We start from the raw sequence: 24,408 nt of genomic DNA on the forward strand, positions 1-24,408 counted from the left end.
ACCGTTGAAGCCGAGTTCCGCAAGGTTCAGTTCGTCGGCGAAGGCATCTATCACCCTCACTGGGTTGTCCTGCCCGATGTAGTCGTCGACGCATTCGGGAAGGAGTGCGATCTGTTTGCGGTCATCGCCTTCAACGAATCGCTTCATGAGTCACCCGGTCTCAATGTGTTGATTCAGTTTAGGCGATAAATGCGTTTTCACACGCCCTCGGCCGCTTTATTGATTATTAAAATCGATGTGCTTCACGAAAACGATTTTGCCGCTATCGTTCTTCACAATGTTGTAGCCGTGCAAACCGTCGCCGTTTTTGTCGAACGAATAACCGCCTTCAACGCCCTTATAGCCCTTGATCTCGTGCAGCGCCTTCGCGATATCGTCGGGCTTCGTGCTGTTCGCATTCTTGATGGCGAGCGCCAGCAGCTTCACGGAGTCGTACGCCCACGCGGAATAGAAATCGGGCTCGACCTTATAGGCCGCGCGATACTTTTGCGCATAGGCCTGCGCTTCCGGGCTCGAATCGGGCGAGAAGTCGGCGATCGAATAGGAACCGTACAGAGCGTCGCTGCCGAGCTTCATCGCGGTTGCCGTCGATACGGACGGCGAGCCGATCCACGCCGCTTTCACGCCGAGCTGACGCAACTGCTTGCCGAAGATCGCGACATCGGTCGAATTCGCGATGTACGTCGCGACGATGTCCGCGCCCGAGTTCTTCACGGCCAGCACGATCGGCGTAAAGTCCTGCGAATTGCTCGTGAAGCCTTGCACGATCACGGGTGTGATGCCCGCCGCTTTGAGCGCTTCAGTCAGATTGTTCTTGCCGCCGTTGCCGAACGCATCGGTCGAATACACGACAGCCCATTTCTTCAGCTTCATCGTGTTCACGCCGTAGTCGGCGATCACTTTTGCCGAATAGCCGTCGTTCGGACGTGCGCGGAAAATCCACGGATTGTTCGCGTGCGTGAGGCCGACGTCGGTGCCGCCCACGAGGATCGGCAGGCGCGCGCGCATCACGGTCGGAGAGATCGCCTGAATCTGCGTGCTGCGAACCGTCGCGATCAGCGCAGACAGATTGCCCGCGCTCGTCAGCTTCGACATCGCGAGGACGGAGCCCGGATTCGTGCTCTGATTGTCCTCGTCACGCAGTTCGAGCTGATGGCCGAGCACGCCGCCCGCCTTGTTGATTTCGTCGAGTGCGAGCTTTGCGCCGTTCGCCTGATAGATGCCCGCTTCGGAGCTTGGCCCGGTACTCTCGGTCATCATGCCGAATGTGATGGGAGCCGCGGCCAGCGCGGGCGACGACGCCAGCGCGAGCGCAGCAGTGGAAGCGGTGGTAGCCATGAGGGCCGCAAACCATGATGAATTTTTTTTCATAACGTGTCTCCAGACGTAGAAGGCCCGGCGCCCGATGCAGCGGTCAAGCCGCGCCGGGTTCCAGGTTGCGCAACATTATTCGTTCGGTGCCGATCGCTTATGCGCGACGAGGTTCATCAGACGCTGATCGCGCCATGCTCCGCGCGCGGGGCGCTGCTCAGCCGGCAATTCGGCAAGACGTTCCTGCTCCAGCTTGCCGATCAGCGCATCGGTCCATGCACGCGGCGTCGCCTGTTTTGCAACGTCGTGGTACAGCGGACCGTAACGCGCGCAGTAATCGCGAATGCCGCCCGGCGCATTCAGGTCGATCGTTTCCATCGGCCCCATGAACGACCAGCGCAGGCCCAGACCGTCCTTCACAGCCTTGTCGATATCGCCGCCGCTCACGTAGCCGTCCTCGACGAGACGAAATGCTTCGGCAAGCAGCGCGCCTTGCAGACGGTTCACGATAAAGCCCTGAATCTCGCGATTGACGACGATCGGCACCTGCCCGGCGCGCGCATAGATCGCTCGCGCCCGTTCAATGACGGCCGGGTCGGTCCACGGCGCGGGCACCAGTTCGACTAGCGGCACGACCGACGGCGGATTGATAGGATGACCAACGAAGCAGCGCTGCCGGCATGCGATCTCCTCAGTGAAGGCCGACGCCGGGATGCCCGACGTCGAACTGGCCAGCAGCGTGCCGGGACCGATCAGCTTGTCGAGCTTCGCGTAGATTTCTTTCTTCGCGTCGACTGTCTCGCGAACGTTTTCCTGCACGAAGTCCGCGCCGCTCACGGCGTCTTCCAGTGAATTGGTCGCGCTCACGCGGGACAGCACGACTTCCGGATCTTCGCCGATCAGCCCCACGGCGTGCTGCTTGACGAGGCTGGCCTTTACCGTGGCGCGCGCGTTCGCCACGGCGTTCGCGTCGATGTCGTACAGCGCCACCGTATGCCCGGCGCGGGCGAAAACCGAGGCCCAGGCGCAACCGATGAGTCCCGCGCCGATGATTGCTATTCTTTCCATCCTTGACTCCCTAATGTTCTCTCACCAGAAATGGGCGAACGTATGTTGAAAAACGGCGCGCGGCCACGGTGTTATCCGGTGGTGGCGGGCGCCTTGCCGCCCAGATAGGCGGCACGCACTTCTTCATTGCCGAGCAGGCTTGCGGGCGTGCCTTCCACGATCACTCGCCCCGTCGAGAGCACGTAGCCGCGATCGGCCACCGACAAGGCCATATTCGCGTTCTGTTCGACGAGCAGCACCGTCGTGCCGCGCTCGCGAATCGAGCGGATCGTTGCGAAGAGTTGCTGCACGATGATCGGCGCGAGGCCGAGCGACGGCTCGTCGAGCATCAGCAGCTTCGGCTTCGACATGAGCCCGCGCGCCACGGCCAGCATTTGCTGCTGACCGCCCGAGAGGCTCCATCCCAGCGCATCGGAGAGGCGTCGCAGATCGGGAAAGATCGCGTACATCTCTTCGACATCGGCTTCGAGCACGCGCCGGCTCACGTGGCCGCGCGGCGACGAGCCGATCATGATGTTTTCCCTGACCGTCAGCCCCGGAAAGATCCGCCGCCCTTCGGGAACATGCGCGATCCCCATGCGTACGATCTTCTCCGCCGACATCCGCTCGATCGCTTTGCCGTTGAAGCGGATCTGTCCACGCGTCGGCGCGACGAGCCCTGACACGTTGCGCAGCGCAGTGCTTTTGCCGGCGCCGTTCGCGCCGAGCAGCGCGACGATCTCGCCCTGTTCGACATGCAACGAAATGCCGTGGAGCGCCTGCACGCGGCCGTAGTGACTTTCGATATGACTCAGCTCAAGCATCGGCATGTGCGTTCTCCCCAAGATAGGCGGCGACCACTTCAGGATGAGACATCACGTCGCCGGGATTGCCTTCGGCGATCTTCTTGCCGAAGTTCAGCACGGTGATCGTGTCGGACACCTGTTCGATCAGACTGATGTCGTGCTCGATGAGGAAGATGGTCATGCCGTGACCCTTCAGGCGCTTGAGCAGTTCGCCGAGATTTTTCTTTTCTGTCAGGTTCAGGCCGGCCGCCGGTTCGTCGAGCAGAAGAAAGCTCGGGTGTCCCGCGAGCGCCCGCGCAATTTCGATAAGCCGCTGATGCCCGTAAGGCAGGTTCTTGACGGTCAAATGCATCTGCTCCGCCATGCCGACAAATTTCAGCGCCGACAACGCGCGTTCGTGCAGTGCGGCACGCGTGTTCGCGATCGGGTTGTTGGCGCGCTGCGCGCCGACCATCACGTTCTCGACCACCGACATCGACGCGAACAGGCGAATGTTCTGGAAGGTGCGGCCGATGCCGAGCCCCGCGCGCTGATGCGGCGACATGTCGGTGATGTCGATGCCGTCGAAGGTCATCCCGCCGCTCGTCGGCTTGTAAATGCCGTTCAGTACGTTCAGCGTGGTGGTCTTGCCCGAGCCGTTCGGTCCGATCAACGTATGCACGGTCCCGCGCGCGACTTCCAGTGAAATGCCGTCCACCGCCTTCACCCCGCCGAAGTGCTTGGCGATGTTCTCGACTTTGAGGATCGGCGCGCAATTGTTGAGCGGGACATCGAGCGCGAGCGGCGCAATGCTGTCGACGTCGATCGACGCGCTCTTCGCTGCGCGCCCGAACCGTCCGCGCACGAGACCCCAGATGCCCGCGGGCAGAAATACCATGATCAGAATCACGGCGAGACCGTACACGGCGAGATAGATGTCTTTCAAGAACCGCAGCCACTCGGGCAGCACGATCAGCAGGCCCGTGCCGAACACGCCGCCGAAAGCGGAATCCGCGCCGCCCAGCAACGTCATCGTGAGAAATTCGATCGAGCGCGCGAAGTTGAAGTTATCCGGGCTGATGTAGGCGAAGCCCGCTGCGTAGAAGGCGCCGCCAATGCCCGCGAGCGCGGCGCTCAGCGTGAACGCCGTCACTTTCACGCGCAGCGTATGGACGCCCATCACCTCGGCCGCAAGCTCGTTCTCGCGCACCGCGCGCATCGCGCGGCCGATGCGCGTGTGCGGCAGCCACCAGACGAAGGCGACGGCAGCGTAGAGAAATACGAGGCACAGCACCAGGTACATCCGGTCGTCGGAGAACTGCAAGCCGAAGATGGACGGACGGCCGATGCCCGCGACGCCGTCCGGACCTTGCGTGACGCCCGACCAGTTGACCATCACGAGATCGAAGATCTGCTGGAAGCTGATCGTGATCATCGCGAGGTAGTGGCCACCGAGCCTCAGCGTCGTCAGGCCGAGCACGAAGCCCGCGACCGTCGCGAGGCCGATGCCGAGCAACAGCGTGACCCAGAAGTTCAGGCCGAGCACCACGGTGCCGAGGCCGACCGCATACGCGCCGAGCCCGAAAAAGGACGCTTGCGCGAGGTTGATCTGCCCGGTGTAGCCGAGCACGACGGTCATGCCGAGCACGGCGATCGCGTATGTCGCCGCCTGCATGAAAATGTTCAGCACGTAAGGCGTAAGCGGGACCACGAAGGGCACGAGCGCGACCGCAAGCGCCACGAAGACCAGCACGGCGGCGCCGGAGCTGAAGCGGCTGCCGCGCGCGACGGGAGCCGGCCGGGTGGAGGCGGATACCTGATTCATGCCTTCTCCGAAATCTTTTCGCCGAAGATGCCTTGCGGGCGCATCAGCAGGAAGAGGAATAGCAACAGGAATGCGAACGCATCCTTGTAGGCGACCGAGATGTATTGCGCGCCGAAGCTCTCGACCACGCCGAGCAGCAGCCCGCCGATGATCGCGCCCGTGATGTCGCCGAAGCCGCCGATGATCGCGGCGGCGAACGCCTTGAGCGCGATGATGGAACCCATGCCGATCGACACGAAAAGGATCGGCGACACGAGCGCGCCCGCGAGACCGCCGAGCACCGCGCTATAGAAAAACGTGAAGGCGATCATGCCCGCGACCGGAATGCCGACGAGCCGCGCCATGTCCTTGTCCTGCGACGTGGCCTGCAACTTCTTGCCGAGCATCGTGCGTTCGAACAGCACATATTGGAACGTGACGGCGAGCGCGGTGAAGCCGAGTATCGCCAGATACTGCGTGTCCATGAAGACGCCGCCCACCTCGATGCCCGGTTTGGCAAAGAGACGGTCCATCGCGCGCGGCTGGGGGCCGAAGATGTACTGCGCGGCGTTCTGCATGAAGATCGACGCGCCCAGCGTGCTGATGATCACAGGCAGAAACGAGCGATGGCGCAGCGGGTAGTAGACCCCGAGCGCGAAAATCACGCCGAACACACCCAGCGCGAGGAGCGCGAGCACGAACGCGAGCCAGTAAGGCAGGCCGCTGCTGAGAAAAGCGACCATCGCGAAGCCGCCGACCATCGCGAAGTCGCCTTGCGCGAAATTGACGACGTTCGTCGCTCTGACAATCAGCACGAAACCGAGTGCGACCAGGGCATAGATCGAACCCAGCGCAAGTCCGGCGAACAACACCTGGACGTTATTGACCACGAGGCTCATCGCACGTCTCCTCCTGTCTTGTTGCCGCCTCTTAAGCAACAACATGTTTAAAAGTTGTTCGGAAATGATATTAACCTGTTCTTAAGCTGTCAACAGAAAAAGAATTGCGTACAATGACTGCACGGTTAACGCATTTGAAAGGGGATGACTGATGACCTCCGCGACCCTTGGCGCCGTGGCGGAAACGGACGGCGAGACCACTGGCACGTTTGACGCCGGCACGCTCGGCGAGCGTGTCGCAGAGAAGCTGCTGGCGAAGATTCGCAACGAAGGGCTCGCGCCCGGCACACGTTTGCCGTCGGAGCATGCGATGGCGCAGCACTTCAGCGTGAGCCGCACGGTGATCCGCGAAGCCATTGCGCTTCTGAAGGCCGACGGACTTCTGATCACGCGTAAAGGCAGCGGCGCATTTGTTTGCCAGACGGCGCTTTCACGCGCGGCAACGGGCGACCCCTTGACTGAACAGTCCGTGCAGTCGCTCCTGAACCTGACAGAAGTCCGGCGCGGTCTTGAAGCGGAAATCGCCGCGCTCGCCGCCGTGCGCCGCACACCGGGGCAACTGGCGGCCATCGAGCATGCACTGCGCGCCGTTGAAGATGCGATGCGCAAGGGCGGCGACGGCGTCGAAGAAGACGTGCGTTTTCACCTGTGCATTGCCGAGGCGACGGGGAATCCTTACTGGGTACGATTCGTCGAGATGTTCACGCAGCAGATCCGACTCGCGGTGAAAGTCACACGCGCCAACGAGGCACGCCGGCTGGACTTCATGAGCCAGGTTAGTGAGGAACACGAAGGAATTGTCGCGGCGATCGCGGCGGGCGATCCAGATCGCGCGCGCGTAGCGGCCGGCGATCATATGCTGTGCGTGGCCGAACGCGTCCGTCTTGCGGATCGCGATTTCTGGTCCGGAAGCGGCGGCGAGCTTGCGAGAGATCTGGTGAGCAGTTTCGGTCGCTGATTGCAGCCGCGGGGTCCGTCACAGAAGCAGTCTCCGCGTTCGCTACATCGAACAGCACAGTCAGGAGGCGATTCATGAAGTGTTCCAACACGCTGTGTTTCAACCAGTTTGAAACACCCGCCAATTCGTTGGGCGAGTGCGCCGCCTGTCACCAGAAGCATGTCGATGCCATTCATTGCGGACAGAACGCCTTTGTGAATTCCATGGTTGCGTGGATGACTGAACTGGAGTCCCGCCACGGCAAGACCATCTTCTATTCCGACGAGTTCAAGGTCGCGGATCGTCGTCCATTCACGATGGGCACGGATCAGCTTGAACAATCGTTTGCCTCGGCGCCCTATCAGAAGGTCACCGATCAGACCCGGCGTGACGTGACGGTGCTCAAGGAGCACCTCAACAGGATGCCCGTGTCGGACGGTTACAACGTCACCTCTTTGCCTAAGGAATTGATCACGCTGCTGAGCTGGAACGGCATGGCCGATGGCTTCGTCGGGGCGAGCAAGAATTTCCATCTGATGGCGTCCGCGAGGCCGTGCGATTCCATACGCAATTTCATACGCGGACGGCTGACGGTTTGTGAGTGCGAAGCGGCAGCACTTGTCGTTTTTCTGAACTCGATTTGCGATCTCGTTGGTGATGCCGTATTCAACGTTATTTTCCGGGACTTGAAGATCATCGGGACTGATCCATCGAGACACAATCAACCCTATATCCGGAAAACCTTGAGGCCCGACGAATCGACTATCCAGGCGGGCGATTGGGTCTACTTTGTTCACTCCCAGGACAGTATGCAAAAGTTTCAGGACACCGCGCAGCGAGCAAAAAAGGGAGGCGCCGCCTCCGGTTGGAACCTCGTGTGCATCGAGTCAGGTGGCGGGGGCGGAAACAAATACCTGGGTTTCGGGATGTCAGACGGCGCCCAGGGCGTTCCGCAAGGCAAGACCCTGAGGGCCATCAGAAACTCGATGATTCTGGATTGCGGCGGAGACCCGGCCGACAAACGTTGGGACATCTATCTGCACTTCACGATCCGGCCAAATTACCCAGGCCTCCAACGAATCATGAAGCAGGAATTGAAGGCTTGAACGATCTGTTCAACTTGCCTTGGCGGTTTCGCGAACCGAAACAGTCCCGTCGGGCGAATTTCCGATTGCGGAGCGTTGCGCCGATAGACTATTTTGCTAGAAGCATGAGCCTGGACATTTTTTGTCTCTTCCGCGCTAGGACCGACGATGTGGACTTGCACCACGTTGAGCCGCCCAATTGGGAAAACCCTTCTCTACGCTGCACTGGCGCTGCTTTGTCCCAATGCCGTGCAGGCGCAGGAAACGCAGTGGATGCAGCCGGCCCAGCCGGCAGACGTCTGGCCGGCATCGCAGCGCGTCCGTCTTGTGATGCAGGAGACCGGCGCCCGCATCGAGCGCGTTGATTTCGTTCTCGATCAGGCGTCCCAACCGCGCACTGACGAGGCACAGAAAAAGCGCAAGGCAGAGCAACGCGCTGCTGCAGCGAGGGCAAAGCGCAACGCGAAGGCTGCTTCCGAAGCCGCGAGTCCGGCGTCTGGCTCGTCACGGCAAGCGGCTCGGGCGCCCACGACAGCGTCGGCGGTGCCGGCCGCTGCTCTCCCAGCAACACCCGCTGCGTCCACGCCCGCCGCGGCCAGGGCGGCAACGGCGCCTGCGCCGTCGGCAGACACGCCGCGCAATCCATCGGTGCCGCAGCAGACACAAGCCAACGCCAGTGCGCAGGTGCACGGCCCTATTGCGGGTGCAAATGCGGCTTCACGCGCGGCTTCAGGCGCGGCTCCAGGCGCGGCTTCAAATGCGGCTCCAGGCGATCAGCGCGCGGCAGGCACGGGACGTCCGCCGAGGCTCACGCGGGATCAATTGCTGGCGCTGGTGCCGGGCTCGACGATGTTGCGAACCAACACGTCGGGCGCGCTCAGACAATGGGTCAATAAACCGGACGGCACGCTGACCGTCTATTGGGGTGGCGGAGGTGTCCGCAACGGCGCGCACAGCGCGAGCGGCAACTGGAACGTCACCGACGAAGGCCGTCTATGCCTGCACATAGACTGGGAGAGTGTTCCCGAAAACTGGTGCCGCTTCATCGAGCGGACAGCCAATGGCGACTACCAGCCCATCGCCGATATCGCCGATGCGAACTGGACACCTCCCGCCGACCAGACCTATTGGCGCCCGTTGACCATTCGTCACTAGCGGAACCGGCGACGCGCCGGGCTTCGGGGAGCGAACAACGTTATCGGGCGTCGTCGACGCATGGCGCCGGATCGCTGACCAGACACGGACATTGCGCGAGCGTTTATCCCGCCGGTTTGATGGCGTCGATGGTGAAGCGCGTGGCGCCGAACGCATCGGGGCAGGCGGATGCGTCCGCTGCACAGCGTGGCTTGCCCGCGAACGGCGAATAGCGAGATGTGCGCCGCGCCGCGGCCTCGCGCTGGGCATTCTCCGTGAAGGTGGCGAACACGGCTCCGGGCTTCAGTCCGGCGTCGGAGAAATCGCGCGGCACCGGCGACACGAGTACCAGAAAACGGTTGGGGCCGGGCGGTTCGCCGGCGAGCATCGGCCAACTTGCGCGCGGCAGCGAGAGCGTCTGCCCGGCTGCGATCGTATTGTTGCTGTCCAGTCCGTTCGGAAACAGCATGAGGTACTGGTTGGCCGGATCGACCATGAACACGTAGACGTAGCCGGCGCGGTTGCTGCTCAGCTTGAACTGCAAATGGTCCTTGCCGATGCGGGCCGTCGTGCTGCGCAGCGTTCCGGTGACGTGGATAGCGGAATCGGCCAGCGTCGCAATGCGGTCGAATTCGCCTCCGGGCGTGAAGGCCGCAAGCGTAGCGGGAAGCGGCGTGACGGGTGCCGGGGGCGCCACGGGTGCCACGGATGGCGATGGGTTCTCGGATGGCGCGACCGCAGCCACCTGGCCCGAGCGCGTCGGCGACTCGGCACCCGAAGGCGATGACTTCGACGCAGATGGCGACGCAGATGGCGACGCAGATGGCGACGTAGTCGCGGCCGGCGAAGACGAACGCGTTGCGACCCAGGCGCCACCGCCCGCAAGCGCGACGATGCAAACGGCGGCGCCGGCGATCAACCCCGTTTTGTTGCGCTCCTTGCCCTCAGCCACCGCGGCCACCGCGGCCACCGCGGCCACCGCGGCCACCGCGCGTGGTGGACGGCGCTCCGTGCTGCCACTTCCGCGCGTGGCCTTGTCGCCGGCGCGAGACGGGTTCTGCCAGGTCGTACCCGACGATGAGCCGCGCGGCCGGCCCGCGCCGGCTGCATCGCCGCCGCTCGCGATGTCCGCGGGATCGGACGTCTCCATCGCAATGCCCAGCTCGCTTGCGAGGGCATGCACGCTCTGCGGCCGGTCTTCCGGACGCACGGCGAGCGCGTGGTCGATCGCGCGCAGAAATTGCGCCGAATAGCGGCCAGCCGCCGCATCGGCGAGCGGCACATAGGTGTCGCTCATCATGCGGCCGACCGAAGGCGGCGGCGTCTTGCCGAGGATGGCGAAATACACCACGGCGGCGAGTGCATAGACGTCGGTCCATGGCCCCTGTTTCAGGGCGGCGACTTCGGCGTATTGCTCGATCGGCGCATAGCCTGGCTTCAGGATGACCGTCAGCGCCTGCGTCATGTCGCCGATCACGCGCCGCGCCGCGCCGAAGTCGAGCAGAAGCGGACGGCCGCCGCCCTTCAGCAACATGATGTTGTCCGGCGCGATATCGCGGTGATAGCACTGCGCTGCATGCAGCGCGGCGAGCGCGTCGATCAACGGCGCGAGCAGGCCGAGCAGCCAGGCTTCGTCGGGCGGCGAGGGCATCAGGCGCAAACCGTCGCGCAGCGTCATCCCCTCGTAGTACGGCATCACCATGTAGGCCGTGCCGTTCGCTTCCCAGAACCGGTACACCTTAACGAGCGAATGATGATCGAAACGCGCGAGCAGGCGCGCTTCGTTGATGAAGCTCTTCAGTCCCGCTCGGAAAGTGTCCTCATGACGCTCCGACTTGACCGACACCTCGGCCGTGCCGACCCGAGACGCCAGCGCGGCCGGAATGTACTCCTTGATCGCGACGTTCCGGCCGAGTTGCGTGTCGTAGGCGAGGTACACGATGCCGAAGCCGCCTTCGCCGATCAGGCTCACAATCTCGAACTCGCCGAGCCGCGTGCCGGCGGGCAGTGCGTGTTGTGCGTGCTGTGCGTTGCCGGCGGGCGTGGCTGGCCGCGTGACGACGGTGCGGTCCGGGTCCACAGCATCGGCGCCGCCTTGCTGAACCTCTGGCGCGGGCTGCCGTTTCACGATCACCGTTTTGTCGTCGGGGCTGCTCATCGGCTTCGGCTCCCTGGAGTATTCGATGACGCCGCACCGCGCACGCAAGCGTCACCGCCACGCGTGAGACGCGTGCATCCTTAAGACGATCAGCGGGTCGATTTTTTAAAAGACGGCACGCGAGCGGGTCGATTTCAATCGGCGCGCCCGCCTGGACATTTAAAATCCGCGTGGCCAGATCGTTTACAGCGATGTAGTCGAACTTCGCACGCAGCCTGCAGGCCGTGTGCGCATTCTGTCCGCCAGCCGTTTTCCATTACCGTCTTGCAGGATGTTCGACGTGAACGAGCGCAAAGGTCTGCTGAGCGGGATGAGGCGTATTGCGCGCCACGCGCTGTGCCATTGCGCGGCGTTCAGCCGGCCTATCGGCGCGACGTCGCGGGCGATGGCGTTTATCGCCGGTTCGGTCATGCTGCTTGCGGCCGGCGCGGCACTTGCGGCGCAGGCGTCCGCTCCCGTGGCGAAGCCAGCCGGCGGCGCTGCGCTCGCGCCCGAATCTCCCGCTTTCCGCCAGGCCGCCGAACGCGAACGGGACGCCGAAACACTCAATACGCTGACTGCGGAAGGACGGCTTCTGCTGTCGCGCGATCGCGTCAAACTGCCTGCCTACGACTATTGCAGCATGGCGGTCGCGGCTGCCGAGCGCGGTGACTTCCGCGATAGCGTCAACGCCGCGGCGCGCGCGCTGGTGGTCGCTGGGCAGACCCATAACGCCGACCTCGCGGCATTGTCCAAGCGCGATCTCGCGATCGCCTACAGCTATGCGGGCGATTTCGATAACGCCGTGCGTTATGCACGAGACGCGCTCGCCTCGACGCCCAACGCGCCCGAACAGGTCTACGCGCCCGCCAGCAAGGTGCTGGGCGACGTCGCCTTGCGCCGCGGCAATCCGCGAGAGGCGCTCGCCGCGTACAACGACGCGCTCACCACCGCGTCGCCGCGCTACAAGCCGCTGATTCTGCTTTCGATGACCAACGCCCAGATCGCGGCAAGCGACACCGCCGCCGCGCGCAAGACTTTTGACGCCGCCGGGCCGCCCGCAACCGCGGATTTAGTGCCGGCGTATCGGCGAATCGAGGGTAATCTTCTGCTCGCCGAAGGCAGGCCCGATGACGCGAAACGCGCCTTTCAGGCGCTGCTCGCGCAAAACGGCGCTTCGAGCGACGCGAGCTACGACGCCTTATGGGCCGACGAAGGAATCGGCCGCGCCAATCTCGCGCTCGGCAACCGGCCGGCGGCGCGCGAGGCGTATCTCGCGGCGGTCGGCGAAGCGGAAAAAATCCGCGCGCGCTTTCATAGCGATGAGTTCAAGACAGGCCTCTTCGGCGACACGCAGACGGTGTTTGAACAGGCTATCGCGTTGACGCTCGAAACCGGCGATTACGAAAGCGCCTGGAATCTGTCCGAACGCAGCCGCGCGCGCGCGTTGCTCGACGTGGTGCGCAATCGCGTCGATGCGGGCGTCGACGACCAGCAATTGAACGGGCAGGTGCCGAGTCTCGCCGCGACGCGCAGGGCGCTCAATCCGGACGAGGCGATCGTCGAGTTTCACAGCCTCGACAAATCGCTGGTTGTCTGGGTCGTGCGCCGCGACGGGCTGATCGGACACACGCTGCCGATCTCGCGCGCGGACATGGACGCCGCCGTCACCGACATGCGCAATGCCATCGTGCGCCGAAGCCCCGCCGCGCTGACCGACGGCGACAAGCTCGACGCAATGCTGATCGCGCCGCTCGGCCTGCGCCCGAACGAGCGGCTCATCATCGTGCCGCATGAGGCGCTGCACTATCTGCCGTTTCAGGCGCTTCACGATGGCGACGGCTTTCTGATCGAACGTCATGCCATCGCGCTCGAACCGTCGGCGAGTGTCGCGGTGCAGCTCGCGCAACGGCAGCAGCGGATCGCGAGCAACCTGGTCGCGTTCGGCAACCCCACGATCACGCCCGCGTTCGCCTTGCCCGGCGCCGAAGCCGAAGTGCAGGGCATTGCGCCGCTCTTCGCGCGCAACGAGGTGTTCCTGCACAGCGCGGCGACGCGCGTGAGCTTTCGCGACAACGCGCCCGCTGGCCGCGTGCTGCACGTCGCGACGCACGCCGAGGCGGACACGCTCGACCCATTGCATTCGAGCATTCTGCTTGCGCCGCCGGGGCAGCCCGCCGATGGCCCGGACATGCTGCTCGCGCGCGACATCTACAACCTGAAGCTCAACGACGTCGCGCTCGTGACCTTGTCCGCGTGCGAAACCGGGCTTGGCCGGATCGCGCGCGGCGACGAAATACTCGGCTTCACGCGCGCGTTTTTCTATGCGGGCGCCACCAGCCTGATCGTGTCGATGTGGCCAGTCGCGGACGAATCGAGCGCGCTGACCATGCGCATGTTCTATGCGCAACTGACCGAAGGGCGCGAAGCCATCGACGCAATGCGGACCGCGCAACTGGCCGTGCTGAAAAATCCGCGTTTCTCGCATCCGTTTTTCTGGGCGCCGTTCGATCTGATGGGGGGCTGGCGCGTGACGGTTTCGCGCTGAATCACGATGACCCGAATCCGACTGATGGCCGCCGCCGTGTCATGCAGCAGCGCCCTGGCGTGGGGGCAAACCTTGCCCAACGCGGGCAGCCTGCTCAACGAGACCCAGCCGCGCGAGACGCGTCCCGTTCCGCCCGGCGGCGCAGCCGCGCTGCCGGCCGTGCCGCCGCCCGCGCCGGCCGGCGTGACGGCGTCCGGGCCGGCCTTCGTGCTCAGGAGCATTTCACTCCAGGGCAACGATACGATTCCTGCCGATCAGTTGCTCGCGCCCGTGCGCGATCAGATCGGCAAGACAATCGGTTTCGCGGACATCGAGACGATCGCCGCGCGGATCACGCGAATCTATCGCGAACGCGGCTATGTGCTCGCGCAGGTGGTGATTCCCCCACAGGACGTCAGCGACGGCAATCTCCAGCTGAGCGTGCTCGAAGGGCGCGTCGGGCGCGTCAACCTGAATGTGGCGGCCGGCACGCCGGTGCGCGAGGCGCTGTTGCGCGAGCGCGTGGCCGCGATTCCTGTCGGCGCACCGCTTCAGCAGCACGACCTCGAGCGCACCATGCTGCTGCTGTCGGATTTGCCGGGCATTGTGGTGTCGTCGGCGATCGAGGCCGGCAGCGAGGTCGGCACAGTCGACCTGTCGATCAACGTTGCGCCCGCCGCACGCTGGAGCTTCGCCGCCACGATGGACAACTACGGCACGCCGTCGAGCGGCACCTGGCGGCTCGGCGCGCTGGCGAGGCTGAATTCGCCGTTCATGATCGGCGACAACCTGGACTTGCGCCTGCTCGGCAGCGAGCGGCTCGACACGGCCTACGGACGCGTCGGTTACGAGGCGCCCGTCGATCCGTACGGCACACGGGTCGGCGTTGCGGTGGCGCGGCTGAACTATGCGCTCGGCAAGGAGTTTTCGACGCTCGACGCGCAAGGCGAAGCCACGGTCGTCGATCTGACCGTGACGCATCCGCTCGTGCGCGCGCGCAACGTCAATCTGCTGGGACGCGCCAATCTGGAGTATCGCGACCTGATCGACAACATTGGCCTCGTTTCGCAGCACACCCATAAGTCGATGATCGAAGGCAGTGTCGGTCTCAGTTTCGAGAGCCGCGACGGCCTGCTCGGCGGCGGATTCAATAGTGCCGACGTGGCCTTGCTGGTCGGCTCGCTCGACTTCAAGTCGGAGGCGGACCGAGCGCTCGACGAATCGTCCTCTGGACGCAATACCGCAGGCACGGAAATGCGCGTGACGTTTTTTGCGAACCGGCTCAATGCATTGACCGACAAGGCGAGCGTTTTCCTGGGCCTATCCGGTCAGTACGCCGCGACGACGCTCGATAACTCGTCGCGTTTCCTGCTGGGCGGGCCGCATGCGGTGCGCGCGTATTCGCCTTCCGAGGCCCTCGTCGACGAAGGCTTCGTCGCGACTTTGGAGGGGCGTTATGCGGTGAGCTCGCGGCTGACTCTGCTCGGTTTTTTCGACTTCGGCGCGGGCCGCTATAACGCGAACTCGCGGCCGGGCGAGGGCGCTAACAGCATCACACGCAGTGGCGTGGGCATCGGCGGTTTCTGGGCCGCTGCGGCGGGATTTTCGCTGCAAGGCACGATTGCCTGGCGCACGACCGGACCCGACACGACCAATAACGATCGCGTGCCACGGTTTTATGTGCAGTTGTCAAAGGCGTTTTGAGCTCGGGACACACAATCGGACTTTCTGTCTTCGGTGCGGCGCGGCTGCCGGACAGGAACGGGCAACAGGAACGGGCAACAGGAACGGGCAACAGGAACGGGCAACAGGAACGGGCAACAGGAACAGGCAACAGGAACAGGCAACAGGAACAGGAACGAGGTCGTTGAATCGTGTGTCGAGCCGGGGTATGTCCGGCGCGGAGGTTCGCCATGAAGAAGCCACGCAGTATGCGATCGATGCGTGCCCTGACCACCGCGATCGCGGTGGCGCTGCTGTTCGCCGCGTCGGGCCCGCCATCGCTGTTTGCGAATCCGACCGGCGCGACGGTGGTGTCCGGTACGGTGAGCGTCAACTCGCCGGCTGCGGGGCAAATGAACATCGGGCAGAAGACGCCCAATGCGATCGTCAACTGGAATTCGTTCTCTATCGGCTCGGGCGAAGCCGTCGTGATCTCGCAGCCGACGGCGAGTTCGGCGCTGCTCAACCGTGTGACCGGCAACGACCCGAGCGTCATCGCCGGGAGGTTGCAGGCGAACGGCAAGGTGTTTCTGGTGAATCCCTCAGGCGTGATATTCGCGCAGGGATCGGTGGTCAATGTGGGGTCGATGATCGCCTCGACACTCAATATCGGCGACGCCGATTTTCTTGCTGGCCATTTCCATTTTGTCGGCGCGTCGCCAGGCCCCGTTGTCAACCAGGGCTCGCTCAGCGCGCAGGACGGCGGCACCATCGCGTTGCTCGGCGGCACGGTCACCAACGCCGGCACCGTGGCCGCGCGGCTCGGCACCGTTACGCTCGGCGCGGGCAGCGATATCACCCTCGATTTTGCCGGCGACGGCTTGACTACGCTCAAGATCAATCAGGGCGTGGCGAACGCGCTGCTCGGCAACACCGGCACGCTGTCGGCGGACGGCGGCGCGGTGGTGATGAGCGCGCAATCGGCCGACGCCCTCGCGGGGACGGTGATCAACCAGCAAGGCATCGTCCGTGCACGGAGTCTGAGCGAGCGCAACGGCCACATCCTGCTGGATGGCGGCGCGAGCGGCGTGACCCAGTTGAGCGGCACGCTCGATGCAACCGGCGGCGCGGGCATGACGGGCGGCCGCGTCGATGCCACGGGCTACAACGTCGCGCTCCTCGACGGCGCGCATGTCGATGCGAGCGGCGCGGCGGGCGGCGGCAAGATTCGTTTGGGCGGTGGCGCGGGCGGCGCGGAGCTGGACATTCGCAATGCGAACGCCGTGTGGATGGCGCCGACGGCCGAGCTTCGCGCGGATGCGCTGGCCAACGGCAACGGCGGCAATGTGATCGCGTACAGCAATACGGTCAGCCGCGTCTATGGCACGCTGTCGGCGAGCGGCGGCGCCCAGGGCGGCGATGGCGGAATGATCGAGACCTCCGGACACTATCTGGACACCACTGGAGTGAAGATCGTCGCCTCAGCGCCCAAAGGCAAGGGCGGCTCGTGGCTGCTCGACCCGCAGAACATCGATATTGTCCAGGCCGCGTCGGGCACCTTGGCCACCGAGACACCCGGCAACAGTACGACGCCCACGATGTTCGCGCCCGCGGGCACGGATAGCCAGCTGGTCAGCTCGCTCATCACCACCGAGCTGAACGCCGGAACTTCCGTCACGATTTCGACGGCCGGCTCAGCGGGCGTCGGCACGCAAGCCGGCGACATTGTCATCATGACGCCCATCACCAAGACGGCGACTGCCGCGAACATCCGCACGACACCCACGCTCACGCTCAGCGCGCTGGGGTCGATTACGGATACCGGGCAAAACATCACCTCGTTTTCAGGCCCGCTCAATGTGGTGCTCCAGGCGAATGTGAACGGGTCCACGGTCGGCGCGGGCACGGTCAATCTCACCAACGTGAGTGTGACCACGGTTGGGGGAAGCTTCTCGATCGCCAACAACGGTCCGGTCGTTCTGAATAACAGCAGCATCGCAACGTTGAACGGGGCTGTTTCGATTTCAGGCGCATCGAACCAGGGAACCGCCGCGCTGATTGACGGCTCCTCGATCACGACGACGAGCGGCAACGTCGCCGTCTCGGGAACGTCGAGCAATGCCGGCACCAATAGCGGTGTGTTCCTCGGTCTGGGCGCCACCGGAAAAACCTCGACCATTGCCACGGGAACGGGCAGCGTGTCGCTCACCGGAAGCGCGACGGGCGGCGTCGCGACCGGCGTCACGATAAGCGACGGTTTCATCACCACTCAGGCGGCCACGTCGTCAAACGGCGAAGGCGGCGTAAGCATCGTGGGAGACGCCACGATAGCGGCGAGTACCCTCACCAGCGCGACCGGCGTGGCCATCAGCAATGGGGCGAAGATCACGACGAACAGCAGCCCGGTATCGGTCCTCGGACGTGCTTCGAATCAGGGCAATGTGGGCGTTTCGATGTCAACCGGCGGTTCCATCGCCACCACGAGCGGCGGCATCAGCCTCAACGGCACGGCGGATGGCGCGAGTTCCATTGGCGTGCATCTGGACGCGGCTTCGCTTTCGACCCAGTCGACCACTGCATCGAGCGGGGCTGTGAATATCGTGGCGTCCAGTTCCGGAACGAACGGTGTCGGCTTTTCGCTATCCGGCGGTTCGTCGATCAGCACCAGCGCGGGCGACGTCGGCATATCGGGCACCGCGTTGACCAATGGCCTGTTCGGCATTGAAATGCTGGGTTCGAGAACAGCCACGCCGACGATTGGAACCACCACCGGCAATGTGAACCTCGTCGGCCGCGCGAGCGGTGCGGAGTCGCTCGGTGCCGGCCTTCTGGACGTGCTGATCGCCACGCGGTCTTCGAATGCCGCGAACGGGGCGATCAACATCCAGGGCAGCACGGCCGGCGATTTCGGTCAGGGGGTCGCGCTGTCCGGCGCCGCGCTTCGCACCGATGCCGGCGCGGTGAATATGGGGGGAAGCGCCGCCGGACAATCCGCCCTTGGCGCTGTGCTGCAAAACGATGCCTCCATTGTCACGGGCAATGGCAACGTTGCCGTGAACGGCTCCGTGTCATCTCAATCTAACGGCGGCGCCGGCGTCGATGTCGACCAGTCGTCGATCACGACGGCGGGCGGCAACATTGCCTTGACGGGAACCAGCACAGGAGCGGTGTCGTCCATCGCTTCAGTGGGTGGTGTCCGTTTTGACAACAGCAGCGGCTCGGAGGGACAGCCTTCGAAGATCACCACGAACACGGGTTTGATATCCGTGTTCGGCAGCGCGACGGGGCCGGCCGCATACGGGATTTTGCTGGCCGACGGCTCCTCCATTCAGTCTGTGAACGGCAATCGCATTGAATTGCGTGGCGCGGTGGCGGGCCCCTCGGGAACCGGAAGCACGACGAATCAGTTCTTCGACTATGGGGTGCTGATCGCGAGCGGCAGCGTTCAGGCGCAAGGCTCCGGTAGCGCCGTCTCGATCACGGGATCGACCAATACCGCCGACGCGGGCCTGGGAATCGGCGCCGTGCCGCTGTCGGCAAACGCCAATCCTGGGCCGGGCGCGGTCAACATCACGGCGGGCAATCAGGGTTCCGTGATTTTGCGTGCGTCCAACGACGGCAGCACCAGCAGCCTGGTCAGCCGGTTTTCGGGCACCAACGGAGCTGCGTCCACCATCAACGCGCCCAACGGCACCCTGGCGCTGGCACCTGCTTCGGTCGACGCATCGAACAATTTCGCCGTTACCCCGCTTGACGCGACCACGATCACCTTATTCGGCACGGGCGGCGGCTTCAATATCGATCCAGCGACATTCCAGACGTTCGCGACGGCCTTCCAGACAATCGTTCTAGGGTCCAGCTCGCACAAGGGCCTCATCACGGTGAACGAGCAATGCCCGACTGGCAGCACGGGCTGCACGCCGGTGCGCCCCAGTTTCGTGACCAGCCTGACGCTGGCGAATCCGGGCGCAGGCAGCCAGGGCATCAGGTTGCCGTTTGGTGTGTCGTTGCCCGGCAAGACGTTGACGCTGGCGTCGGCGGGGCCGGTTACCGATCCGGGCGGCATTCAGGCAGCCGGTCTGCTGCTCGCGGGCCCCGGAACCTTTACGCTGACCGATCCGCAAAACCAGGTCGGTGTGCTGTCGATGGTCGGCGCGGGCAATGTGAACTTCCTGAATTCAGGGAGTTTTGTGATTGGCCCGATCGTCAGCCACACTTTTGATTCCGCAAACAGCATAGTGACGACGATCGACGGCACGAACTCCACGCTGACGGGCAGTCTCGTCGCGCAGTCGGCCACGGGCAACATTGGGCTCGGCGGCGGCGCGGCGTCGCCCGGCGGACCGACCGGCGGAGCCAACACGAATCTGAGCGCCGGCGGATCGATCGACCTCGTCATGGAACAGGGCGTCTTCACCAATGAGGGAAGCGGCACGCTGAGCGCGGGCAACGCATGGCGAACGTGGGCGTTGACGTGGAACGGCGAGACGCGCGGCAACGTAGAGCCCAACACCGCGCAACCCAATTTCTATGGATGCAGGTTCGGCGCCGGTTGCAGCTGGAGCGGCACGGTGCCCGCGACAGGCAACCATTTCGTGTATGTGGACCGGCCCACGGTGACAGTCACCGCGGATGGCAAAACGCGGCCGATCGGCGCGCCCAATCCACCCTTGACCTACACCGTAAGCGGCCTGATCAATCAGGACAGCGCCGCCGCCACGCTCAGCGGCAACGTGAGTTCGGCCGCGACACCGGCTTCGCCCGCCGGACGGTATTCAATCAATCCGGATTTTGTGTCGGGCGTGGGTTATGTGGTGAACAACGTGGCGGGCACGCTGACCGTCGAGCAAGTGGCGCCGGTCGCCCAGAGCGGGTTGCAGACGCTTCTCGGCAACGACGAACGAACCTTTGTCTATGAAAACAACCTGCAAGGCACCAACATCTGCATCGGCTCGAATCAACCGCTCTTCACAACGGCGCCATCGGGCGATGCGCAGGATCTGCTCGCGGTCGAATGGAAGCGCGTGCGCTCGCAGCCGAATCTGAACAGTTGCATGGTGTTGAATGGCCAGCATGGTTGCGGAGATTTTTAGGCGCGTGGACCCCGGCACGTTTAGACCTGCGCCGAAACCGGGGTCGGCTTGAACACCGTCGTTTCGGGATCGCCGCGCACCCATACCGCGACCGCCGTGTAATTGTCGTGATTAACCCTGGCTGTTGCCCGCACCTGGGCGGCCAGTGCGTCAAGCCAGGCAGCGGGCGTGTCGGCGGATGCAAGCGCATCGGCAATGAAATCTTCTTCGGCATATTCCCAGAGGCCATCGGTGCAGACCAGAAAGGCATCGCCATCGAGCACCGGGAACGTGCCGTCCAAACCCGCAATGTCCAGTTGATCCCGGGTGCCTAGCGCGGCATACAGCACGTTACGGCGCGGATGATGACGCATCTCCTGCGCGAGGAGCAACTGCGCGTCCACCATCTCCTGAACCATGCTGTGATCGCGAGTCTGCGCGTGAATCCCGCCTTGGCGAAAACAGTACAGCCGCGTGTCGCCGCAGTGCGCCCATGCGGCGGTCCGGCATTCGCGGTCGATCGCCAGCAGGACAGCGGTCGAGCGCATGTCTTTCTCGTGGCCGCTGCTGCGCGACTGTTCTTCGAGGATGTTCTCGTTGGCATGCACGAGTGCGCTGACAAGCCGCTCGCCCGTCGGCGGCAATTCGGCGACGGTCAGATAGCGCAAATCCGCCAGCACCGAGTCGACGACGATGCGCGAGGCCGTATCGCCGCCGCCGTGTCCGCCGGCGCCGTCCGCGACGACGCAATAGTAGAGCCGCTCGCTTGACCAGTCGCCGAACGAATCTTCATTGCGCGAGCGGCCGCCAGGGTCCGTCAGGCTTGCGGTGACAAGTTGCACCGTTGACCTCTCATGTGCTCTCGGGTTGTCGTCGACTTATTCCCGCGCTTGCGACTGTGCGGACAGAATGCCCAGCACGAGCAGGATCGCAATGCGATTGCCGGGTGTGATGTCGATGCCGAGACGATCCACGATCCATTGGCCGATTTCAGTGCGAGCGAAATCGGCCGGTATGGAGTTCTTTTTCAGCGTGACGCCCAGCTTGCGCGCCCGGTAGTGATACGACGCAATGCCATAACGCGCCGCTACCTGCGACAAGCCGCCTTTCTGGTTCGACAGCCAGCCGAGACTGCCGGCGAGCAGCATGCGGTCCGCGTCGTCGAGCGACTCGATGAAGTGCGACGCGGATTCCCGCACCTCGGCTTCGTGCAAACCGTATTGCATCAGGACTGAGCCGATCGGATCGTGATGGAAGGCGGCTTTCCGGTCGATCTCCAGCATCACCTCGTTTTCATCCAGCGACACGTTGCGTTGATGGCTCGCGCTGCGCAGACAGTCGATGAGATAGCGGCGGAAATACGCGCACACGGCTTGACTGCTCGACGGCGCGCTGTGTAGCGGGAAGCGGGTTGTCGTCTGCGCGGACTCCAGACGAAAAACCTTGAGATAGAGGAACTGCGAGATGAGTTCTTCCTTGTCTTCGCCGAGCGCCTGCAATTCCGACGGATGATAGGCCGTCAACGCCCGGTGCACGATGGTATAGATCGACGCCATTTCGTCGTGGCTCAGACATGTGCGCCGTTGCCACAGATCGGGCAAAGCGCCTTCCATGACGTGGTCGACCGTCGCTGCCGTTCTTTGGACATGTTCCACTTGCCACCCCGCAGTGGTGAGCGCCGCTGGTGCGACGCATTGGCGCTCGCGCCACCGGAAAAATGTGCAATACCGGATATGCATCGCCCGGACGTCAGCGGCGTTAGAACCATTGTCAGTTTATTGAGCCGTTTTATTTAATACAAGATAAAACTGGGTCTCGTAAATGCTAATTGGTGAGTGGTGAGCGGAATCGAGTCGTATTTGCAATGAATTTTATATGAGTTGTTACGTGCTTTTTCGGCCCGACGATTTTTTAAAATTGAAGCGCTTGCTTCGTTTACCAAGGTGTCACGAGATTCGATGCAGACCCCGTCAGACAAGGGTGATGCGGCTGTCCGATAGTAGCTAATATCGTCGTACGTATTGAAATTGTCAGACAATAATGGATGTTGGCGTTTTAACTGGTTAAGGAAAAAAGGGTCTGCAAAGCAGGGATTTTTGTTTTAATTGAATGGCTTGGCTTTTACGCTGCGCGGCTTTAATTTTTCAGGCTGCGTGCTATTCTCATATCGGATTGGTCGGTGAGAAAGTCCGAAGGGCGGTATTGCGCAGGATTACGCATGCGCAAGCAATCGAATTAGAGCGGCATGCATTTTGAAAAGCGCTGATTTGTTGCAGTCGAGGTGACCCGTACCGCACGTTCGCGGTACGCGCGGTACGTAGAGACGACTCATCCAGGACCGATCCGAGCCATGGCCACGCTTGCTGCGGGCGTAATGCTTGCCGAAATTTCGACCGACAATCCTTGCGGGGACGACCTCGAGTACGACCCTGACTTCCTTGAACTGGAACAGGTCGTGCGCGGCAAGCCGGATGTGCAGTACGGCGAAACGTTGGTCGCCGCCACGCCGCCAGACTGGAAAATCGCGGAGGCCTTAGCGCTTGCGTTGCTCGCGAAAAGCCGCGACCTGCGCGTCGCCGCGCACCTGTCTCGCGCGCTGCTGAACCGCAAGGGCTTCAGCGGATTCGCGGAGGGGCTCGCGCTCATCGAAGGCCTGCTGGAACAACGTTGGGATCACGTCTATCCGCAACTCGATGCCGACGACGACAACGACCCGACCGCCCGCGTCAATGCCCTGACGGCCCTCGCCGAACAGTCCGGCTTGCTGCTCGACGTTCGCGACACGCCGCTCGCGTCGTCGCGTGCGAGCGGTGTGGTCACGTTGCGCGGTATCGAATATGCAACCGGCGAAATTCCCCTTCCGGATGATGCAGAACCCCAGTCGCTCAGTTCGATCGACGCGGTGATCGCCGATGCGCACGACGACGCGAGCGCAACGCATACGGCGTTGCGCGACGCGCTGCATAGCGCCATGCGCATCGAAACCGTGTTGACCGAGCGCGTCGGCGCGGCCCGTTCAATCGACCTGTCGCCGCTCGTGCGAATGCTGCGGCGCGCGGCCGATTTCCTCGCCGAGCGCATCGGCAATCTCGACGGCGCGGCGGCATCCACGGATGGGCAGGCGGGTGAGGCAAGCGCCGCGCAAAGCAAGGGCGCGAGTGTGGCCGCCACGCCGATCACCGGCGACATATCCGATCGCCAGGACGTGGTGCGCATGATCGACAGGATCTGTGCTTATTACCAGCGCCACGAACCGTCCAGTCCGGTGCCGATGCTGCTGATGCGCGCGCGCCGTCTGGTCGATAAAAGTTTCATGGAGATCCTGCAGGACCTCGCGCCCGAAGGGATGGGCCAGGCGCGGCAGGTCGGCGGTATCGACAACGAGAACGAGTAAGCAGGCGGGGATGAGCTTTTATCGCGTTTAGCAACGCCGGTTACGCGCCACCGACTCGCGGCCCGTGCGGCGTCAACCAGGGGAATGGACGTGGCCAAGGAAAGCAGCCAGAAGTTCATCGCGCGCAATCGGGCGCCGCGCGTGCAGATCGAGTATGACGTCGAGGTCTATGGTTCGGAGAAGAAGGTCAACCTGCCTTTCGTGATGGGCGTGCTGGCCGATCTTTCCGGGCAGCCGGCCGAGCCCGCGCTGCCGGTTGCGGATCGCAAGTTTCTCGAAATCGACGTCGACAATTTCGACGAACGTCTGAAGTCGATGAAGCCGCGCATCGCCGTGCAGGTGCCGAATGTGTTGGGAGGCGGCGGCAATCTGCCCGTGGACATCACCTTCGAGAGCATGGACGACTTCTCGCCGGCGGCCGTCGCCGGCAAGGTGGAGGCGCTCGCCCAACTGCTCAAGGCCCGCGGCCAGTTGCAGAACCTGCTGACCTACATGGACGGCAAGACCGGCGCGGAAGATCTGATCGCAAAACTGCTGAACGACCCGGCGCTGCTGCAGGCGCTGGCATCCGCACCGAAGCCGCAGGAATGAGCGTGAACCAAAGGGGAGTCTGA

At 63.5% G+C, this 24,408-nt stretch carries 16 protein-coding genes and 1 pseudogene; 8 read left to right on the plus strand and 9 right to left on the minus strand.

The genetic code is table 11. The features are described 5' to 3' along the window. The 6 genes and pseudogenes from VOM14_RS23115 to VOM14_RS23140 form a co-directional block, all read right to left on the minus strand. Nucleotides 1-147, minus strand: a pseudogene (locus tag VOM14_RS23115) (IS5/IS1182 family transposase); the annotation flags it as partial. Nucleotides 148-216: 69 nt separating this feature from the next. Further along, nucleotides 217-1,338: an ABC transporter substrate-binding protein gene (locus tag VOM14_RS23120; RefSeq protein ID WP_327631081.1), complete on the minus strand. Its 1,122-nt coding sequence runs from the start codon at nt 1,336-1,338 to the stop codon at nt 217-219. 108 nt (nt 1,339-1,446) lie between these two features. After that, the gene (locus VOM14_RS23125; RefSeq protein ID WP_327631082.1) at nt 1,447-2,379 is read right to left on the minus strand and encodes a 3-hydroxyacyl-CoA dehydrogenase; all 933 of its coding nucleotides are present in this window, start codon (nt 2,377-2,379) and stop codon (nt 1,447-1,449) included. Nucleotides 2,380-2,450: 71 nt separating this feature from the next. Continuing rightward, nucleotides 2,451-3,182, minus strand: a complete 732-nt coding sequence (locus VOM14_RS23130; protein WP_327631217.1) for an ABC transporter ATP-binding protein — start codon at nt 3,180-3,182, stop codon at nt 2,451-2,453. Continuing rightward, nucleotides 3,175-4,968, minus strand: coding sequence for a branched-chain amino acid ABC transporter ATP-binding protein/permease (locus VOM14_RS23135; protein WP_327631083.1), 1,794 nt, complete (start codon nt 4,966-4,968; stop codon nt 3,175-3,177). Before VOM14_RS23135 ends, VOM14_RS23130 begins: the two co-directional genes overlap by 8 nt. Then, nucleotides 4,965-5,846 (minus strand): branched-chain amino acid ABC transporter permease, encoded by an 882-nt coding sequence (locus tag VOM14_RS23140; RefSeq protein WP_327631084.1) that lies wholly within the window; start codon nt 5,844-5,846, stop codon nt 4,965-4,967. Before VOM14_RS23140 ends, VOM14_RS23135 begins: the two co-directional genes overlap by 4 nt. A 151-nt stretch (nt 5,847-5,997) precedes the next feature. Between VOM14_RS23140 and VOM14_RS23145 the strand changes: the two genes are divergently transcribed. From VOM14_RS23145 to VOM14_RS23155, 3 genes are all read left to right on the plus strand, one after another. Next, on the plus strand, nt 5,998-6,804 hold the full coding sequence (locus VOM14_RS23145; RefSeq protein ID WP_327631085.1) for a FadR/GntR family transcriptional regulator: 807 nt from the start codon (nt 5,998-6,000) through the stop codon (nt 6,802-6,804). Between the two features lie 74 nt (nt 6,805-6,878). Beyond that, entirely contained in the window at nt 6,879-7,889 is a 1,011-nt protein-coding gene (locus VOM14_RS23150; protein ID WP_327631086.1) for a hypothetical protein, read from the plus strand. 147 nt (nt 7,890-8,036) lie between these two features. Next, entirely contained in the window at nt 8,037-9,023 is a 987-nt protein-coding gene (locus VOM14_RS23155) for a hypothetical protein (protein ID WP_327631087.1), read from the plus strand. A gap of 103 nt (nt 9,024-9,126) precedes the next feature. On the opposite strand, the gene VOM14_RS23160 is transcribed toward VOM14_RS23155, so the two are convergent. After that, nucleotides 9,127-11,160 (minus strand): serine/threonine-protein kinase, encoded by a 2,034-nt coding sequence (locus VOM14_RS23160; protein WP_327631088.1) that lies wholly within the window; start codon nt 11,158-11,160, stop codon nt 9,127-9,129. Between the two features lie 280 nt (nt 11,161-11,440). On the opposite strand from VOM14_RS23160, the gene VOM14_RS23165 reads away from it, so the two are divergent. The 3 genes from VOM14_RS23165 (at nt 11,441) to VOM14_RS23175 (ending at nt 20,421) form a co-directional block, all read left to right on the plus strand. Further along, nucleotides 11,441-13,687, plus strand: coding sequence for a CHAT domain-containing protein (locus VOM14_RS23165; RefSeq protein ID WP_327631089.1), 2,247 nt, complete (start codon nt 11,441-11,443; stop codon nt 13,685-13,687). A gap of 6 nt (nt 13,688-13,693) precedes the next feature. Then, entirely contained in the window at nt 13,694-15,370 is a 1,677-nt protein-coding gene (locus tag VOM14_RS23170) for a ShlB/FhaC/HecB family hemolysin secretion/activation protein (RefSeq protein ID WP_327631090.1), read from the plus strand. Nucleotides 15,371-15,579: 209 nt separating this feature from the next. After that, nucleotides 15,580-20,421 (plus strand): beta strand repeat-containing protein, encoded by a 4,842-nt coding sequence (locus VOM14_RS23175; RefSeq protein ID WP_327631091.1) that lies wholly within the window; start codon nt 15,580-15,582, stop codon nt 20,419-20,421. A 20-nt stretch (nt 20,422-20,441) separates the two neighbouring features. On the opposite strand, the gene VOM14_RS23180 is transcribed toward VOM14_RS23175, so the two are convergent. Beyond that, nucleotides 20,442-21,242: a PP2C family protein-serine/threonine phosphatase gene (locus VOM14_RS23180; RefSeq protein ID WP_327631092.1), complete on the minus strand. Its 801-nt coding sequence runs from the start codon at nt 21,240-21,242 to the stop codon at nt 20,442-20,444. 36 nt (nt 21,243-21,278) lie between these two features. Continuing rightward, nucleotides 21,279-22,013 carry a hypothetical protein gene (locus tag VOM14_RS23185; protein ID WP_327631093.1) on the minus strand — a complete coding sequence of 245 codons (735 nt, stop codon included), beginning with the start codon at nt 22,011-22,013 and terminating at the stop codon, nt 21,279-21,281. A gap of 737 nt (nt 22,014-22,750) precedes the next feature. On the opposite strand from VOM14_RS23185, the gene tssA reads away from it, so the two are divergent. Both tssA and tssB read left to right on the plus strand, forming a co-directional pair. Then, nucleotides 22,751-23,794 carry a type VI secretion system protein TssA gene (tssA, locus tag VOM14_RS23190; RefSeq protein WP_327631094.1) on the plus strand — a complete coding sequence of 348 codons (1,044 nt, stop codon included), beginning with the start codon at nt 22,751-22,753 and terminating at the stop codon, nt 23,792-23,794. Nucleotides 23,795-23,878: 84 nt separating this feature from the next. Then, nucleotides 23,879-24,385 (plus strand): type VI secretion system contractile sheath small subunit, encoded by a 507-nt coding sequence (gene tssB / locus VOM14_RS23195; protein WP_327631095.1) that lies wholly within the window; start codon nt 23,879-23,881, stop codon nt 24,383-24,385. The last annotated feature ends 23 nt before the right edge of the window (nt 24,386-24,408 follow it).

The organism is Paraburkholderia sp. MPAMCS5, assembly GCF_036016995.1.
GTDB lineage: Bacteria > Pseudomonadota > Gammaproteobacteria > Burkholderiales > Burkholderiaceae > Paraburkholderia.